The organism is Erwinia pyri, assembly GCF_030758455.1.
Taxonomy (GTDB): domain Bacteria; phylum Pseudomonadota; class Gammaproteobacteria; order Enterobacterales; family Enterobacteriaceae; genus Erwinia; species Erwinia pyri.
In genome coordinates this window covers 1,442,842-1,459,860 of the sequence record NZ_CP132353.1, presented here as the reverse complement: position 1 = coordinate 1,459,860, position 17,019 = coordinate 1,442,842, and the positions used below count along the sequence as shown (strand labels likewise).

The window sequence follows — 17,019 nt, the reverse complement described above, 5'->3', positions numbered from 1 at the left end:
AATTTGCTGTAAATTCGTGATAAACAGCACAAGTTGTTCAACCTCACTTTGGTTATTTTTCATTCAGCGCGGATGGCCCTGAAAGGGAAAGAATGACGATTTTTCACCCTATACCAATGATTTGAGTTAAGGCGAGCTATTTCACCGTTTTTTCCGGAGTTATCTGGAAAGTAGCCCTGAAGCGACAAATCCTGTTAACAGTGCTATTTTTATGGGTTAACAATTGTCAGGCCATGGCCTCACTGGCGTGAGCCGTGAGCCACAACCTCACAAGCATGAGCAATCTTCTTTAAACAAAGTTCTTGTGGTAAAAAGAAGCGCTCCTTACGGAAGATTTTAAACGGATATCATGACGACACTGGATGCTCGACCCGCAAAGGCCAGCGCGGTAGCCACGCAACACGCTACGCGTGCCATCTTCTTTATTGCCGGAATCGGCATGGCCGCCTGGGCGCCGCTGGTTCCTTACGCTAAAGATCGTGCCCAGCTAAGCGATGGCGCGCTGGGTACGCTGCTGCTGTTTCTTGGGCTGGGCTCGCTGGTAGCGATGCCGCTAACCGGTATGCTGGCAGGTCGCTTTGGCTGTAAGCGCGTCATGACGTTGGGCAGCCTCTTTATTCTGGTCGCTTTGCCGTTGCTGGCGACCCTCTCCACGCCCGTTACCCTGGCTCTGGCGCTGATGGTTTTTGGTGCCTCGATCGGTCTCGTCGATGTGGCGATGAATATTCAGGCGGTGGAGGTGGAAAAGGCCTCTGAACGGGCGATGATGTCCGGCTTTCACGGTTTCTTTAGCGTTGGCGGCATTGCAGGCGCAGGCGCAGTCAGCGCCGGACTCGCTTTCGGGCTCTCTCCGCTGCAGGCGGTTAGCGCGATCGGCCTGCTCATTATTGCTATCTATCTCTCCTGTCAGCGCCATTTGCTGAGCGACCGGGTGCATCAGCCTGATGCGCCGCTCTTTGTGATGCCGCGCGGATGGGTGCTGTTTCTCGGCGTTTTGTGCTTTATCCTCTTCCTGACAGAAGGAGCAGTGCTGGACTGGGGCGCCCTGTTCCTGACCCAGACACGCGACTTAGCGCATTCTCACGCGGGTCTGGGCTATGCGCTCTTCTCCGTGGCGATGACGGTGGGCAGGCTGACTGGCGATCGCATCGTCAATTACTTTGGCCGTTTTCTGACGCTTTTCTGCGGCACGCTCTGCGCCTCACTCGGACTTTTACTGGCCGTATTTGTGCCAAACGTTGTGGTTACGCTGGCGGGTTTTGTGCTGGTAGGCTTCGGCGCCTCTAACGCCGTCCCTATTATGTTCAGCGCAGCAGGAAATCAGAAAACCATGCCGGTAAATCTGGCAATTTCTTCCATGACAACGATTGGTTATGCGGGTATTCTGGCAGGTCCGGCTCTCATCGGATTTATCTCTCAGTGGTACAGCCTTGCGACGGCCTTTTCGGCCATTGCCGTACTGCTGTTAGCCGTGGCCGCAAGCGCCCGGCTGATTACACGTTAACTGGGGTCCCACGCTACGCTATGTTGCCATACAAATTTCCTCTGACATCAGGCAATGTCACACGCTTTTTTGTGATGTTTATTCTGGTGCTGCTACTGGCGTCAGGATTTATGATCCACAATGCGGTGAACGCCTGGCTGACCGACAAGCGCTATGCGCTGGCGGATATCGCCCACGCTATGCAAAAACGCATCGATACCTATCGCTTTGCAACCTGGCAGATTTATGAAAACCTGGCCGCTAACGCCGCCGGATCGCCACCCAACAGCCTGCAGGAAACCCGCCTGCGTCCGGATGTTTACTATCTTGAGAAGACACGGCGTAAAACAGAATCGCTGATTTTTGGTTCCCACGACAGCAGCACGCTTGATATGACGCTGCGGATGTCCAACTATCTGGATACGCTTTGGGGGGCGGAAAACAGCACCTGGTCGATGTATTTTCTTAACGGACAGGATAACAGCCTGATCCTGGTCTCTACCCTGCCGCTGAAAGATATGGCGACACGCTATAAAGAGAGCGCCATCAGCAATATTGTTGAGGCGCGCCGTGCCGAAATGTTGCAGCAGGCAAATGCGCTGGACGAGCGTGAAAGCTTCTCTCCTTTGCGCCGTTTCACCTGGCAGAACGATCACTACTTCACCGTCCGCACCACGTTTAACCAGCCTGGCCATCTGGCGACCGTCGTGGCCTTTGATTTACCTATTAACGATCTGATCCCGCTGAACATGCCGCTGGAGTATTTCCAGCTCAAGCAGGATGCTAACAGCGCGCCGGTGAGGAGCGATCCTGACGATCAGACTCACAGTACAAAGGTCACGCTGGCTAACCCTAATATTGAAATTGCTGCCTCGCTGACCAGCACGCCATTGCAACTGGTTTACCGCGTGCCGTTGGTCGGGCTGTTTATGGATACGCTGCACAATCTGATGTGGCCGCTGCTGGCGAACCTGGGACTGCTGCTGCTCTCGCTGGCCGGACTGTTCCTGCTGCGCCAGCAATCGCTGCGCCCCAGCGAGAACCAGAGTGCCGAGCTGGACTCGTTACGCGTGCTGAATGAAGAGATTGTCGGCAGTCTGCCGGTCGGGCTGCTGGTCTACGACTTTGCGAATAATCGTACCATTATCAGCAACAAGATCGCTGAACACCTGCTTCCCCACCTTAATTTGCAAAAAATTATCAATATGTCCGACCAGCATCAGGGCGTGCTGCAGGCCACGGTGAATAATGAAGTTTACGAAATCCGCCACGCCCGCAGCGTTCTTTCGCCCAATACGCAGATCTTTATGATGCGCGACCAGGATCGTGAACTGCTGGTAAACAAAAAACTGCAAAAAGCGCAGCAGGTGCTGGATAAGAACCATCAGACGCGTCAGCAGCTGTTGCAAAATCTGGGTCATGCGCTGAACAGGCCGCTGGATAAGGTGATCGCTCATCTGCAGACCCTCAGCGAAGCGCATCCGGCAGACGATCTCAGCGATACGCTGGAGGAATCCCAGGCGCTGAGCCGGCTGGTGGATGATATTGTGCTGCTCAACCGCCTTGAAACTCATGACTGGGCACCGGAGTCAGGCTCCTTTATGCTGCAAAGCGTGCTGGATGAACTGGTGATAGAAGCGCTGCCTTCGATGTGCCGCAAAGGGTTGAAGCTGGTGGTCTGTAACCGGCTGAACAGCGACGAAAGCCGTTACGGCGACCGCCGGGCACTCTACAAAATCCTGACCACCCTGCTGCACTACTCCATCACCAGCACCAGCTGGGGACGGATCAGCATTGAGGTAAACCATCCGGCAGATCGCCCCGATCGTCTGGCGATCGAGATTGTCGATACCGGCGCGGGGCTGATGGTGGATGAAATGGGCAATACCGACTTCCCGTTCCTTGGCGAAACCAGCCACGATCGCTTTGGTCAGGCTTCCGGGCTCGCCTTTTTCCTCTGCAAACAGCTCTGTAAACAGCTGGGCGGTCATCTGGAAATTGTGGCGCGTCCCGATATCGGTACCCGTTACAGCATTCAGATCCATGCCCCGCAGGAGGAGCAGCATGCGCAGGAAGAGAAGCTGCTGGAAGGCCTGACCACACTGATTGATATCACCGTTGATGAAGTGAGAAAAATCGTTGTGCACCAGCTGGAAAACTGGGGAGCGAGCTGTATTACTCCTGATGAACGTTTCTCTGGTCAGGACCATGATGTGCTGGTCACCGACGATCCCACACGTCTTACGCCGTGGTCGTTACTGCTTACGGATGACGAAACGGGCTTTACCGCGCTTTCCCGCGACAGCTATCGGGTCAACTTCAATATCAGCAGCGCGATGCAGGATGCTCTGCTGCAGCTTATTGAACAACAGCTGGCCCAGGATGAAAACGAAGAAGAAGCACTCGAAGATCAGGATACGGCTAAGCTTTTTGCCCCTGGTTACTATCAGCTCTTTGTTGATACAGTACCAGATGATGTAAAGAGACTGTATAATGAGGCGGCGGAAGGGGACTTGAGTTCTCTTGCTCAGACTGCGCATCGCCTGAAAGGCGTGTTTGCCATGCTCAACCTGACACCCGGCAAGCAGCTTTGTGAAACGTTAGAACAACACATTACCGAGTGTGACGATTCAAACATTAAAAATACCACCAGTGATATTGACCACTATGTCAGTAAACTGCTGCAGCAAGGTAACCAATAAAATGAACAACTTGAACGTAATTATTGCCGATGACCATCCGATTGTTTTGTTCGGTATTCGTAAGTCTCTCGAACAAATTGAGTGGGTCAACGTAGTTGGTGAGTTCGAAGATTCCACAGCATTAATCAACAGCCTGTCAAAACTGGATGCCAATGTATTAATCACCGATCTGTCGATGCCAGGTGAAAAATATGGCGATGGCATTACGCTGATTAAGTACATCAAGCGTCATTATCCCGATTTATCGATCATTGTTCTGACCATGAACAGTAATCCAGCCATCCTGAGCGCGGTTCTGGACCTGGATATTGAAGGGATTGTTCTGAAACAGGGCGCGCCAACCGATCTGCCAAAAGCGCTGGCTGCTCTGCAGAAAGGCAAAAAATATACCCCGGACAGCGTGGCAAAACTGCTGGAGAAAATCAGCGCGGGTGGCTACGGCGACAAACGTCTTTCTCCAAAAGAGAGTGAAGTTCTGCGTCTGTTTGCCGAAGGGTTCCTGGTAACGGAGATCGCCAAGAAGCTGAACCGCAGTATCAAAACCATCAGTAGCCAGAAGAAATCAGCAATGATGAAACTGGGCGTGGATAACGATATTGCGCTGCTGAACTATCTCTCTTCCGTCAGCAGTATGCCGGTTGATAAAGACTAAGCAGCACTAAACAGCATCAGGGCGGACTCTGTTCCGCCCTTTTTTTATGCCGGAATCGCTACTCCCTGCCCTTTCTGACGCGCTCTGCATAAAACGCCAGCGCCTGCCGCAGCGTATCCATAGTGACCGGTTTCGACAGACAGTTATCCATGCCAGCCTCCATGCAGCGCTGCTTCTCTTCGGCCAGCGCGTTAGCCGTTACGCCCACCACCGGGAAGGTCAGCCCTAACTGACGCAGGCGCTGAGTCAGGCGGTAGCCATCCATATTTGGCATGTTGACGTCGGTCAGCACGATATCGATCTCGTTGCGGCTCAGCACGTTCAGCGCATCAACCCCATCCTGTGCTGTCTTCACCCGATACCCCAGCGATCCTAACTGATCGGAAAGCAGCATACGGTTGATAGGATGATCGTCCACCACCAGAATCAAAATATCTTCATTGCTGGCACGCTTCTCTTCCGCTTCCGGCAGCCCCGGTAACGCGTCCGGCATCGCCACCTCCACCCGGAAGATCCTGCCCAGCAGCGCTGGCAGCTCGTGAGGCGTGGTGGTGCCGTAAACCCAGCGTCCGGCCGAAAGCTCCAGCGGGCCGTCGTTATGGCTGCCATCAAAGCGGATCACCGCACGCAGAGCCTGCTGCAGCGGATAATCGTAATCGGTCACCAGCACATCTTCCGGACCGCACTGCCCCTCCTGTAAACGCTGCACGCTAATGCCATGCTCTTGCAGCAGTTTTTCCAGGAAGCTCGCCAGACCGTCGTTGCGTAATTCCAGCCAGCATTTTTTCCCCTGCAGACCGTCGTGCAGCGTGGGGGTCATGACTTTACTGTTATAGAGCGGGATACGAACGATGAACTGGCTGCCCATGCCGGGTTCGGAATCGACCTCAATGTCGCCATCCATCATATTGATCAGCTTTTCACAGATCGCCAGACCCAGTCCGGTCCCCTGGAAATTACGCTGAACGCCAGTGCCGACCTGGAAGAAAGGATCGAACAGGCGGGTGATCTCTTTAGCCGGAATGCCGACGCCAGTATCACGCACGCGGAAGGCAAGATAACCATCCTTCACGTACACCTGCAGGATAATGCCGCCGGTATGGGTGAATTTGATGGCATTGTTCAGCAGGTTTGAGATGACCTGCTGTAAACGAAGCGGGTCACCATCCAGGGTAACGGGCACCTCGCTGTCGATAAAGCACCACAGCGTCAGGCGTTTCTTCACCACCATCGCCAGATAGTTGGTAGCAATATGGGTGATCACTTCACGCGGGGAGAATTCACGCGGCTCAATGCGCAGCTGTTCCGACTCAATTTTAGAGAAGTCGAGAATATCGCTGATGATTTTTAACAGCAGGCTGGAGGAGTTGTTCATGGCGGTGACCAGCGACTCCACGCCCTGCGGCAGGGATTTGGTCTGCAGAAGATCCAGATTACCGATGATGCCGTAGAGAGGCGTGCGCAGCTCATGGCTGACCGTGGCCAGGAACATCGATTTGGACTGGCTGGCCTGTTCGGCGGCGTGCGCCATCTCCTGCAACGACTCTTCCATCTTCACGCGGGCGCTGACATCCACCAGCACGCAGATAGCCACGTTCTCGTTGCGGTAGCGCGAATGCACAAAGCTGATTTGCAGGTTAGTGTTGCTGCCGGTCAGCACATCGACAAAATTGACCTGCTGACCACAGATGATCTCGGTCAGCCGCTGCCGGTCTTCCTGAGTCAGCATGCTGAGATAGTTGTGGGCCAGCTCGTTGCTGAGGATATTGGTGCCGTCGCTGGTGCGCAGGATGCAGATCCCTACCGGGGCGGAAGCGACGATTTTACGGTTGAACTGCTCGTGCTCTTCCAGCCGGTGGGCATTATCCTCTGCAGGCAGAAACATACGGCGTTCAAACAGCCAGGCGAGCGTAAACAGAATAATCGCGCTGATCACGTTAAGCAGAATGGCGTTGATGATCAGCACTTTCAGCTTGGCTATCAGCTCATCGGTCTCCACCGAGTAGACTACCGTCAGCTCTGAAGGCATCAGCGTTTTCTTCAGCACCAGCTTCTTGTAGCCGTTAACGTAGCCGAACCAGCTGCGATCGTCCGGCAGATCGTCGAGCGAAATGCCACCGCCGGTACGGGAGGTGGACATCAGCCGCTGGTTGTTGGCATCAATAATCGTTGCGGTAACGGGGAAACTGCCCGGCGTGACAAAATCTTCCAGCCGGATGGTCTGTTCAATACCCAGCAGCGCCGCCATTTTACTGGCGACATAAATCGGCGTCAGCAGATAATAATAGCCCACGCCCGGCTGCCCGGAAGGGGCGATCCACACCAGGCTGCTTTTGCGCTCCTCTTCATTACCGTTACGGTATTTCAGAATGCGTTCATGCAGCGATTTCAGCGCCCGCTCACGGTTGGCGGAGGCGTTGCCCACGCCGAAATCGGCCAGGCAGAGGCTTTCTCCCCCGACAAAGAAGACCCTGTTAAGCTCATAGGCGGAGGCAAAGTTCTCTTTCCAGTAATGCAGGAAATAACTCAGCGACTCCAGCGAGCTACGCCAGGTGTTACTCATGGAACTGCAGTCAGAATCTGAATAGAGCGGATAAAACTGCGGCAAAGCCGTCTTGCCGGGAAAAACGCCGTTCAGCACGTCAAGGCCGTTAGCTGACGAATTCAGGCGGTTTTCTGCGATATATTTCAGCTCACGGGTGACATCGGCGGAGTGGCGCACATACCACTGCGCCTGCTCGAAGTTGGCGCCAAGTTCCTGACGAACCTGCGACTCTTTCTCATGCAGCACATTAATAATATAAAACGTGGTCAGCAGCGCGCCGAGCGTCCAGAGCATAAGTGCCAGCGCCCGGAAAAGGTAACGGGAAATCCTTAACGTGGTTCTGAACGAGACAAGATATTTCAAGCGAATCCTTTAGCGGTGGGGCTGACGGCGATCCCGATACAGTACCGTCAGCAGGTAAAAAAAGCCAGTTATGGCCGCAGCCGTAGCTAATAAAAAGGCCGGTTCTTTCGAACCGGCCTCAGGCACTAAACGCAGTGAAGATTATTCCTCTTCATCGCCTTCCGGTGCTTCATCTTCATTCTCAACTTCCGGGGCGATATCCTCATCCCCTTCCGCTACGCTGCCGTCGATAGCATCCAGCTCCTCTTCAGCAACCGGCTCCGCCACGCGCTGCAGGCCAACCACGTTTTCATCTTCTGCGGTGCGGATCAGAATAACACCCTGGGTGTTACGCCCTACCACACTCACTTCAGAAACGCGGGTACGAACCAGCGTGCCGGCATCGGTGATCATCATAATCTGATCGCTGTCGACAACCTGTACCGCACCAATCACCGGACCATTACGCTCGGTCACTTTGATCGAGATAACGCCCTGAGTAGCACGGGACTTGGTCGGGTACTCGGCGTTGCTGGTGCGTTTACCGTAGCCGTTCTGGGTCACGGTAAGGATGGCGCCATCATCACGCGGCACAATCAGCGACACCACGCGGTCCCCTTCTGCCAGCTTGATGCCGCGTACGCCGGAAGCGGTACGGCCCATGGCACGCACGGCGGTCTCTGCGAAGCGCACAACTTTACCCACCGCAGAGAAGAGCATCGCCTCGTCGCCACCGTTGGTCAGCGACACGCCGATCAGCTCATCGTCATCACGCAGGTTGACGGCAATGATACCGGCACTACGCGGACGGCTGAACTCAGTCAGCGCGGTTTTCTTCACGGTGCCGCAGGCGGTCGCCATAAAGATGTTCCACCCTTCGGCGTACTCACGTACCGGCAGAATGGCAGTAATACGCTCATTCGCCTCCAGCGGCAGCAGGTTGACGATTGGACGTCCCCGCGCGCCACGGCTCGCTTCAGGCAGCTGATAGACCTTCATCCAGTAGAGACGGCCCCGGCTGGAGAAGCAGAGGATGGTGTCGTGGGTATTGGCCACCAGCAGGCGGTCAATAAAGTCTTCTTCTTTAATACGTGCCGCAGATTTGCCTTTACCGCCACGACGCTGTGCTTCGTAATCGGTCAGAGGCTGATACTTCACGTAACCCTGATGAGAGAGGGTCACTACCACATCTTCCTGATTGATCAGGTCTTCGATGTTGATATCCGCGCTGTTGGCGGTGATTTCGGTGCGGCGCTGGTCGCCGAACTGATCGCGGATCAGTTCCAGCTCTTCACGGATCACTTCCATCAGGCGATCGGAGCTTTCCAGAATGCGCAGCAGCTCAGCGATCTGCTCCAGCAGCTCTTTGTACTCATCCAGCAGCTTTTCATGCTCAAGGCCGGTCAGTTTCTGCAGGCGCAGATCCAGAATCGCCTGTGCCTGCTGCTCGGTCAGGTAGTATTCGCCATCACGGATACCGAACTCATCTTCCAGCCACTCCGGACGCGCGGCGTTGTCACCGGCACGCTCCAGCATTTCGGAGACGTTGCCCAATGCCCACGAGCGCGCTACCAGGCCCGCTTTCGCTTCGGCTGGGTTAGCCGCATGGCGGATCAGCTCGATAATCGGGTCGATATTGGCCAGTGCAATGGCCAGCGCTTCCAGGATATGGGCGCGATCGCGTGCTTTACGCAGCTCGAAAATGGTACGGCGGGTCACCACTTCGCGGCGGTGACGCACAAACGCTTCCAGAATATCCTTCAGCGGCATGATCTTTGGCTGTCCCTGATGCAGGGCAACCATGTTGATGCCGAAAGAGGTCTGCAGCTGCGTCAGGGAGTAGAGGTTGTTGAGAACCACTTCGCCTACCGCATCACGCTTGATCTCAATCACAATGCGCATGCCGTCTTTATCGGACTCATCGCGCAGCGCGCTGATCCCTTCCAGACGCTTCTCTTTCACCAGTTCAGCCATTTTCTCAATCAGGCGAGCTTTGTTCACCTGATAAGGAATTTCATGAATGATGATCGTTTCGCGGCCGGTTTTGGCATCGACTTCTACTTCGCCGCGGGCGCGGATATAAATCTTTCCGCGACCGGTACGGTAAGCTTCTTCAATCCCACGACGACCGTTAATGATCGCCGCTGTCGGGAAGTCCGGCCCGGGGATGTGCTCCATCAGCCCTTCGATGCTGATGTTCTCATCTTCAATGTAGGCCAGGCAGCCGTTGATCACTTCCGTCAGGTTATGCGGCGGGATATTGGTCGCCATGCCTACGGCAATCCCCGAAGCGCCGTTGATCAGCAGGTTAGGGATTTTGGTCGGCATCACTTCCGGGATCTGCTCGGTGCCGTCATAGTTCGGCACAAAGTCGACGGTCTCTTTTTCCAGATCCGCCAGCAGTTCATGGGCGATTTTCGACATGCGCACTTCGGTATAACGCATGGCGGCGGCGGAGTCGCCGTCGACAGAACCGAAGTTACCCTGACCGTCTACCAGCATATAGCGCAGCGAGAACGGCTGCGCCATACGAACAATGGTGTCGTACACGGCCGTATCGCCGTGAGGGTGGTATTTACCGATAACGTCGCCGACAACACGGGCAGACTTTTTATAGGGTTTGTTCCAGTCATTGCCCAGTACGTTCATGGCAAAAAGCACTCGACGGTGAACTGGTTTCAGCCCATCGCGAACATCTGGCAATGCACGGCCAACGATGACCGACATGGCATAGTCGAGGTAAGAGTTTTTTAACTCTTCTTCGATATTAACCGGTGTGATTTCTCTGGCTAGATCGCTCATGGAGCCGCTATCCCTCTACATTATACCCGGATTCAAAGGTGCGAAAGTATATCACCTTTAGCTGTTGCGGTGAACGGAAAGCGTCTTTTTAGGCGCTTTAATGCACGCTAAACAACCGGAACGCCGGGCGCTGCACATTCCCCTCAGGAAACAGGTATACTGCCCGTAAACTTTTAGTGAGCGAGAGACCTATGAAGGCTGAAAAAACCGCCGCCACGGCTAACGTGGATCATAACGAAATTGCCAAGTTTGAAGCCGTCGCCTCCCGCTGGTGGGATCTGGAAGGCGAGTTTAAACCTCTGCACCGTATCAACCCCCTTCGTCTTGGCTATATTGCCCAGCACAGCAACGGCCTGTTTGGTAAAAAAGTGCTGGACGTTGGCTGCGGCGGCGGCATTCTTGCCGAAAGCATGGCGCGTGAAGGTGCTGAGGTGACAGGGCTGGATATGGGCGCGGAGCCTTTAGAAGTGGCCCGTCTGCACGCGCTGGAAAGCGGCGTGAAGGTGGATTACGTACAGCAAACCGTGGAAGAGCACGCCGAACAGTTTGCCGGTCAGTATGACGTCGTCACCTGTATGGAGATGCTGGAGCACGTGCCGGACCCACGTTCAGTGGTGCATGCCTGTGCAAAACTGGTCAAACCGGGCGGCGAAGTCTTTTTCTCAACCCTTAACCGCAACAGTAAAGCCTGGCTGATGGCGATTGTAGGCGCGGAATATCTGCTGCGCATGGTGCCTCGTGGCACGCATGATATCAAAAAGTTTATCCGTCCGGCTGAACTGCTGAACTGGGTGGATGAAACTCCCCTGCGCGAACGTCATATTATTGGCCTGCACTATAATCCGCTGACCAACAGCTTTAAGCTCGCCCCTGGCGTGGACGTCAATTACATGGTGCATACCCACGCACTGAAAGCGTAATCCTGCCTTCAAATCAGGCAGGCCCGGATTGCGCCGGAGCTTGCCTGTTACTCCCATAAACCTGCATCGGGCTACCGCCGATGTCAGATCGTTTTCCTCTTAGACAGATAGCCATGAGCGCGCCAGGATAGACTCGCCGGAGAAAATCAGCACGCCCCAGCGCTACAGCCAGAGGAATACTCTTCCCATCAGCCCTTTTTCCAGGCAAAAAATTGGGCGATTTTCCAGGGCTGAACAAGAAACCCGCGCTTGATCAAATTTCTAAAAAAATAATCAAACTATTGACATGGCCCCTGGCCCTTGAGAAACGCGGACTTAGGAAAAATGCCACTGCCTGAACAGCAATTTCTTGTGAAAATCAAGCCTTGTTAACCCGGCAGAAATTACTAGAATACTCACCATATTGTTATTCAAAATTCCCTTACCCCCTATATGTAGTGTTTATCCACAGAGTTACGCACATCCGGGCATTCTGTGTATAAGCGGGGGATATTTTTGTTTTCACCCTCACGGACAGGATATTACACGGCATGAATCAGAGTCTGCTTGTCACCAAACGCGATGGCCGCACCGAACGCATCAACCTCGATAAAATCCACCGCGTGCTGGACTGGGCTGCAGAAGGGCTGCACAACGTCTCTGTCTCCCAGGTAGAGCTGCGCTCTCATATCCAGTTCTACGAAGGGATGAAAACCTCTGATATCCATGAAACCATCATCAAGTCCGCCGCTGACCTGATCTCACGCGATGCGCCTGACTATCAGTACATGGCGGCACGCCTGGCAATCTTCCACCTGCGTAAAAAAGCTTACGGTCAGTTTGAACCGCCTAAGCTGTACGATCAGGTGAAGCGTATGGTTGATATGGGCAAGTACGACAGCCATCTGCTGGAAGATTACAGCGCGGAAGAGTTCGAAGAGATGGACAGCTATATCGACCACTGGCGCGATATGAACTTCTCTTACGCTGCGGTGAAGCAGCTCGAAGGTAAATACCTGGCGCAGAACCGCGTGACCGGTGATATTTACGAAAGCGCGCAGTTCCTCTATATCCTGGTGGCCGCCTGCCTCTTCTCTGGCTACCCGCGCGAAACGCGTCTGGACTACGTAAAGCGGTTCTATGATGCGATCTCTACCTTTAAAATCTCGCTGCCTACGCCAATCATGTCCGGCGTGCGCACCCCTACCCGCCAGTTCAGCTCCTGCGTGCTGATCGAGTGCGGCGACAGCCTGGATTCCATTAACGCCACCTCCAGCGCTATCGTGAAGTATGTTTCACAGCGTGCAGGTATCGGCATCAACGCTGGCCGCATCCGTGCGTTGGGCAGCCCGATCCGTGGCGGTGAAGCGTTCCACACCGGCTGTATTCCTTTCTACAAGCACTTCCAGACCGCGGTGAAGTCCTGCTCGCAGGGCGGCGTTCGTGGCGGTGCAGCTACGCTGTTCTACCCGATGTGGCACCTGGAAGTGGAAAGCCTGCTGGTTCTGAAAAACAACCGTGGCGTGGAAGGAAACCGTGTTCGTCATATGGACTACGGCGTCCAGATCAACAAGCTGATGTATCAGCGCCTGCTGAAAGGTCAGGAGATCACCCTGTTCAGCCCTTCTGACGTCCCGGGCCTGTATGACGCCTTCTTTGCCGATCAGGATGAGTTCGAGCGTCTCTACACCAAATATGAAGCTGACGACAGCATCCGTAAGCAGCGCGTCAAGGCCGTGGATCTCTTCTCGCTGATGATGCAGGAGCGCGCCTCTACCGGCCGTATCTATATCCAGAACGTTGACCACTGCAATACCCACAGCCCGTTCGATCCCGCCATCGCGCCGGTCCGGCAAAGTAACCTCTGCCTGGAGATTGCGCTGCCAACCAAGCCGATGATGGACGTCAACGACGAGAATGGCGAAATCGCCCTCTGTACGCTGTCGGCGTTTAACCTGGGCGCGATTGAGAGCCTGGACGATCTGGAAGAGCTGGCGACGCTGGCAGTGCGCGCGCTGGATGCGCTGCTGGATTATCAGGATTACCCAATCCCGGCGGCAAAACGCGGCGCGATGGGCCGTCGTACGCTGGGCATAGGCGTGATCAACTTTGCTTACTATCTGGCGAAGCACGGCGTTCGTTACTCCGACGGCAGCGCTAACAACCTGACCCACAAAACGTTCGAAGCTATTCAGTTCTATCTGCTGAAAGCCTCTAACGAGCTGGCGAAAGAGCAAGGTGCCTGCCCGTGGTTTAACGAAACCACCTATGCGCAGGGCATTCTGCCAATCGACACCTATAAGAAAGATCTCGATGCAATCAGCAACGAGCCGCTGCACCTGGACTGGGAAGCGCTGCGCGAAGAGATCAAAACTCATGGTCTGCGTAACTCCACGCTCTCTGCCCTGATGCCGTCTGAGACCTCTTCGCAGATCTCCAACGCCACCAACGGTATCGAGCCGCCACGCGGCCATATCAGCATCAAAGCGTCGAAAGATGGCATTCTGCGTCAGGTTGTGCCGGAATATGAGCGCCTGAAAGAGAGCTACGAGCTGCTGTGGGATATGCCGAATAATGACGGTTACCTGCAGCTGGTTGGCCTGATGCAGAAGTTTATCGATCAGGCGATCTCGTCGAACACCAACTATGACCCGACGCGTTTCGCCAACGGTCGCGTGCCGATGAAACAGCTGTTGAAAGATCTGCTCACCGCCTACAAATTCGGCGTTAAAACGCTCTACTATCAGAACACCCGCGACGGTGCAGAAGATACGCAGGAAGATATGGTGCCGTCCATTCAGGACGACGGCTGCGAAAGCGGCGCCTGCAAGATTTAAGCGTTAACTGCGGGGCGACGCCTGTCGCCTCCATCAATCATCTGTCAGGGCTGCTCTGCGCGGCCCGCTCTACGGATCACTATTCATGGCTTACACAACGTTTTCGCAAAATAAAAACAATCAGCTGGATGAACCGATGTTCTTCGGCCAGCCGGTCAACGTCGCCCGCTTCGATCAGCAGAAATATGACATCTTTGAAAAGCTGATTGAAAAGCAGCTCTCCTTCTTCTGGCGCCCGGAAGAGGTGGACGTCTCACGCGATCGCATCGACTATCAGGGCCTGCCGGAGCATGAAAAGCACATCTTCATCAGCAACCTGAAGTATCAGACGCTGCTCGACTCCATTCAGGGCCGTAGCCCGAACGTGGCGCTGCTGCCGCTGATCTCCATCCCGGAGCTGGAAACCTGGATTGAAACCTGGGCCTTCTCTGAAACCATTCACTCACGCTCTTATACCCACATTATCCGTAACATCGTTAACGATCCGGCGATTGTGTTCGATGATATCGTGACCAATGAGCAGATCCTGTCGCGCGCGAAAGATATCTCTGCCTACTACGACGATCTGATTGAGATGACCAACTACTGGCATCTGCTGGGCGAAGGCACGCATCAGGTAAACGGCAAAAGCATTACCGTCAGCCTGCGTGCCCTGAAAAAGCAGCTCTATGTCTGCCTGATGAGCGTAAACGCGCTGGAAGCGATCCGCTTCTACGTCAGTTTTGCCTGCTCGTTTGCGTTCGCCGAGCGCGAGCTGATGGAGGGCAACGCCAAAATCATCAAGCTGATCGCCCGTGACGAAGCGCTGCATTTGACCGGGACTCAGCATATGCTGAACCTGCTGCGCAGCGGTGAAGACGATCCGGAGATGGCTGAGATTGCCCGTGAATGCCGTCAGGAGTGTTATGACCTGTTTGTACTCGCTGCCCAGCAGGAGAAAGAGTGGGCAGAATATCTGTTCCGCGACGGCTCGATGATCGGCCTGAACAAAGATATTCTGTGCCAGTATATTGAGTACATCACCAATATTCGTATGCACGCGGTGGGGCTGGATCTGCCGTTCAAAACGCGCTCTAACCCGATCCCGTGGATCAACTCCTGGCTGGTTTCTGACAACGTCCAGGTTGCGCCACAGGAAGTTGAGGTCAGCTCCTATCTGGTGGGTCAGATCGACTCTGAAGTGGGTGAAAACGACTTCGACGATTTCCAGCTGTAAGATGGCCGGGTCACTCATCCTGCTGCGCGCTTCCGGCACGCAGCTGCAATGTGATAAAGAGCACCTTTCGCTGCTGGAGGCGCTGGAAGCTCATCAGATTTGCGTTGAGTATCAGTGTCGGGAAGGTTTCTGCGGCTCGTGCCGCACCCGGCTGCTGAAGGGTAAAGTCAGCTACGCCGCCAAACCGCTCGCCTTTGTGCAGGATGATGAAATTCTTCCCTGCTGCTGCAAAGCCAACGGTGATATTGAACTGGAGATGTAGCGCTGTCTGCCTCCCCATCGCTATAAAAAAGCCCCCGTCAGATCCTGACGGGGGCTTTTTTATTCAGCTAGCTCTGGCTCAGTCTTTCAGCGTTTCCACCACCTCAATCCAGCCGTGCCCGGTTGAAACCTCCATACCGTTGAGCCAGCGGCGCAGCATATTCAGCGCCATCATTGCCACCATATCCTGGCGGGACTTCAGGTCATGACGGTTGACGTTAAACTTCACGCGCTGCCCCCAGCTCCCTTCTGGCGTATGTAACGCAAAGCTCAGGTGCTCATCATAGATACCGCCCACCATCAGCGCCAGCGATGCGCCGGAGGTGGCGGCAAGCTGCCTGCTGCGCTCGATCAGCGCCTGCAGGGACTCCTGCTGTGCAGGCAGCACGTTACCCGCCGCCAGCGGCGCCTGTGCCGAAGCAAGCTGCCACTGCACTAATCCGGCGGTAAACTGCTCGCTTACCGCAAGCGTGTAACGTTTTTCGCCCAGGCGGCGTGCAAGCTGAGTCGGCAGCCCTTCCATCCCTTCAAAAATAGTGCTCTCGCCGGCAATTTCGCGCACCCGCTGCCAGAACTGCTCCATCTCGACCAGCTTAGAGGCGGGCCCGTTCAGCTTGAGTTCGATAATCGGCATCGAGGCGCGATAGCCCATCACCACCCCTTCCGGCAGCGGCAGCGGCTCAATCTCGGCGGCAAGATCGCTCTCCCCGCGCCCAAAGGTGGTCAGCCGTAGGCAAACCGGAGGTTCAGGCAGGTCAAAACGCGCTTTCAGGCGCGGCAAAATTTGCTGTTCAACCATCACTTTATATTCAGAGGGTACGCCGGGAGTGAAGAAAATCCAGCAGCGGTTCAGCTGCATCGCAAAGCCGCAGGCGGTACCAACCGGATTATCCAGCATTTCTGCTCCTTCCGGGATTTCAGCCTGCTTGCGGTTGCTGTCGGCCATTTTCCGGCCCCGTTCAGCAAAAAAGGCCTCCATCTTCGCCAGCCATTCCTGATGCATCACCAGTTTTACGCCTGCCGCTTTAGCTGCCGCCAGCGCGCTGAGATCGTCGCTGGTCGGCCCCAGCCCCCCGTTTACAATCAGCACGTCGGCCACTTTACTGCGCTCGGTCAGCACGGTGACCAGCTCGTCAAGATTGTCTCCGGTGGTCTGGCGGCTGGTCATCGGCAGACCATTTTCAAACAGCACCCCGGCAAGCCAGGCCGCGTTGGTATCCACAATCTGACCGTGCAGGACTTCATCGCCAGTTGCGAGCATTTCCACTCTTATCATGTTG

The 17,019-nt window shown here is 54.9% G+C and carries 10 protein-coding genes; 7 read left to right on the top strand and 3 right to left on the bottom strand.

The window, feature by feature from the left end:
- Positions 1-349 precede the first annotated feature (349 nt).
- Genes Q3V30_RS06860 through rcsB form a run of 3 tightly spaced genes read left to right on the top strand, consistent with a single transcriptional unit; the run spans position 350 to position 4,837 of the window.
- Positions 350-1,504 (top strand): MFS transporter, encoded by a 1,155-nt coding sequence (locus tag Q3V30_RS06860; protein ID WP_306211647.1) that lies wholly within the window; start codon positions 350-352, stop codon positions 1,502-1,504.
- A gap of 20 nt (positions 1,505-1,524) precedes the next feature.
- Positions 1,525-4,185: a phosphotransferase RcsD gene (gene rcsD / locus Q3V30_RS06855; protein WP_306211645.1), complete on the top strand. Its 2,661-nt coding sequence runs from the start codon at positions 1,525-1,527 to the stop codon at positions 4,183-4,185.
- Between the two features lies 1 nt (position 4,186).
- Positions 4,187-4,837 carry a response regulator transcription factor RcsB gene (rcsB, locus tag Q3V30_RS06850; protein WP_306211643.1) on the top strand — a complete coding sequence of 217 codons (651 nt, stop codon included), beginning with the start codon at positions 4,187-4,189 and terminating at the stop codon, positions 4,835-4,837.
- 58 nt (positions 4,838-4,895) lie between these two features.
- Here the strand turns inward: rcsB and rcsC are convergent, their stop codons facing one another.
- Positions 4,896-7,745, bottom strand: coding sequence for a two-component system sensor histidine kinase RcsC (gene rcsC / locus Q3V30_RS06845; RefSeq protein WP_306211640.1), 2,850 nt, complete (start codon positions 7,743-7,745; stop codon positions 4,896-4,898).
- Between the two features lie 141 nt (positions 7,746-7,886).
- Positions 7,887-10,526 (bottom strand): DNA topoisomerase (ATP-hydrolyzing) subunit A, encoded by a 2,640-nt coding sequence (gene gyrA, locus Q3V30_RS06840; protein ID WP_306211638.1) that lies wholly within the window; start codon positions 10,524-10,526, stop codon positions 7,887-7,889.
- 191 nt (positions 10,527-10,717) lie between these two features.
- On the opposite strand from gyrA, the gene ubiG reads away from it, so the two are divergent.
- The 4 genes from ubiG to yfaE all read left to right on the top strand — a co-directional run bounded on the left by ubiG (position 10,718) and on the right by yfaE (position 15,740).
- Positions 10,718-11,446 (top strand): bifunctional 2-polyprenyl-6-hydroxyphenol methylase/3-demethylubiquinol 3-O-methyltransferase UbiG, encoded by a 729-nt coding sequence (ubiG, locus tag Q3V30_RS06835; protein ID WP_306211636.1) that lies wholly within the window; start codon positions 10,718-10,720, stop codon positions 11,444-11,446.
- A gap of 530 nt (positions 11,447-11,976) precedes the next feature.
- Positions 11,977-14,262 (top strand): class 1a ribonucleoside-diphosphate reductase subunit alpha, encoded by a 2,286-nt coding sequence (gene nrdA, locus Q3V30_RS06830; RefSeq protein WP_306211634.1) that lies wholly within the window; start codon positions 11,977-11,979, stop codon positions 14,260-14,262.
- A gap of 85 nt (positions 14,263-14,347) precedes the next feature.
- Positions 14,348-15,478: a class Ia ribonucleoside-diphosphate reductase subunit beta gene (gene nrdB / locus Q3V30_RS06825; protein ID WP_306211632.1), complete on the top strand. Its 1,131-nt coding sequence runs from the start codon at positions 14,348-14,350 to the stop codon at positions 15,476-15,478.
- Between the two features lies 1 nt (position 15,479).
- Positions 15,480-15,740 (top strand): class I ribonucleotide reductase maintenance protein YfaE, encoded by a 261-nt coding sequence (yfaE, locus tag Q3V30_RS06820; protein ID WP_306211630.1) that lies wholly within the window; start codon positions 15,480-15,482, stop codon positions 15,738-15,740.
- A 78-nt stretch (positions 15,741-15,818) separates the two neighbouring features.
- Here the strand turns inward: yfaE and Q3V30_RS06815 are convergent, their stop codons facing one another.
- A complete protein-coding gene (locus tag Q3V30_RS06815; protein ID WP_306211628.1) occupies positions 15,819-17,015 on the bottom strand; it encodes a nicotinamide mononucleotide deamidase-related protein YfaY in 1,197 nt (398 codons plus the stop codon).
- Positions 17,016-17,019 lie beyond the last annotated feature (4 nt).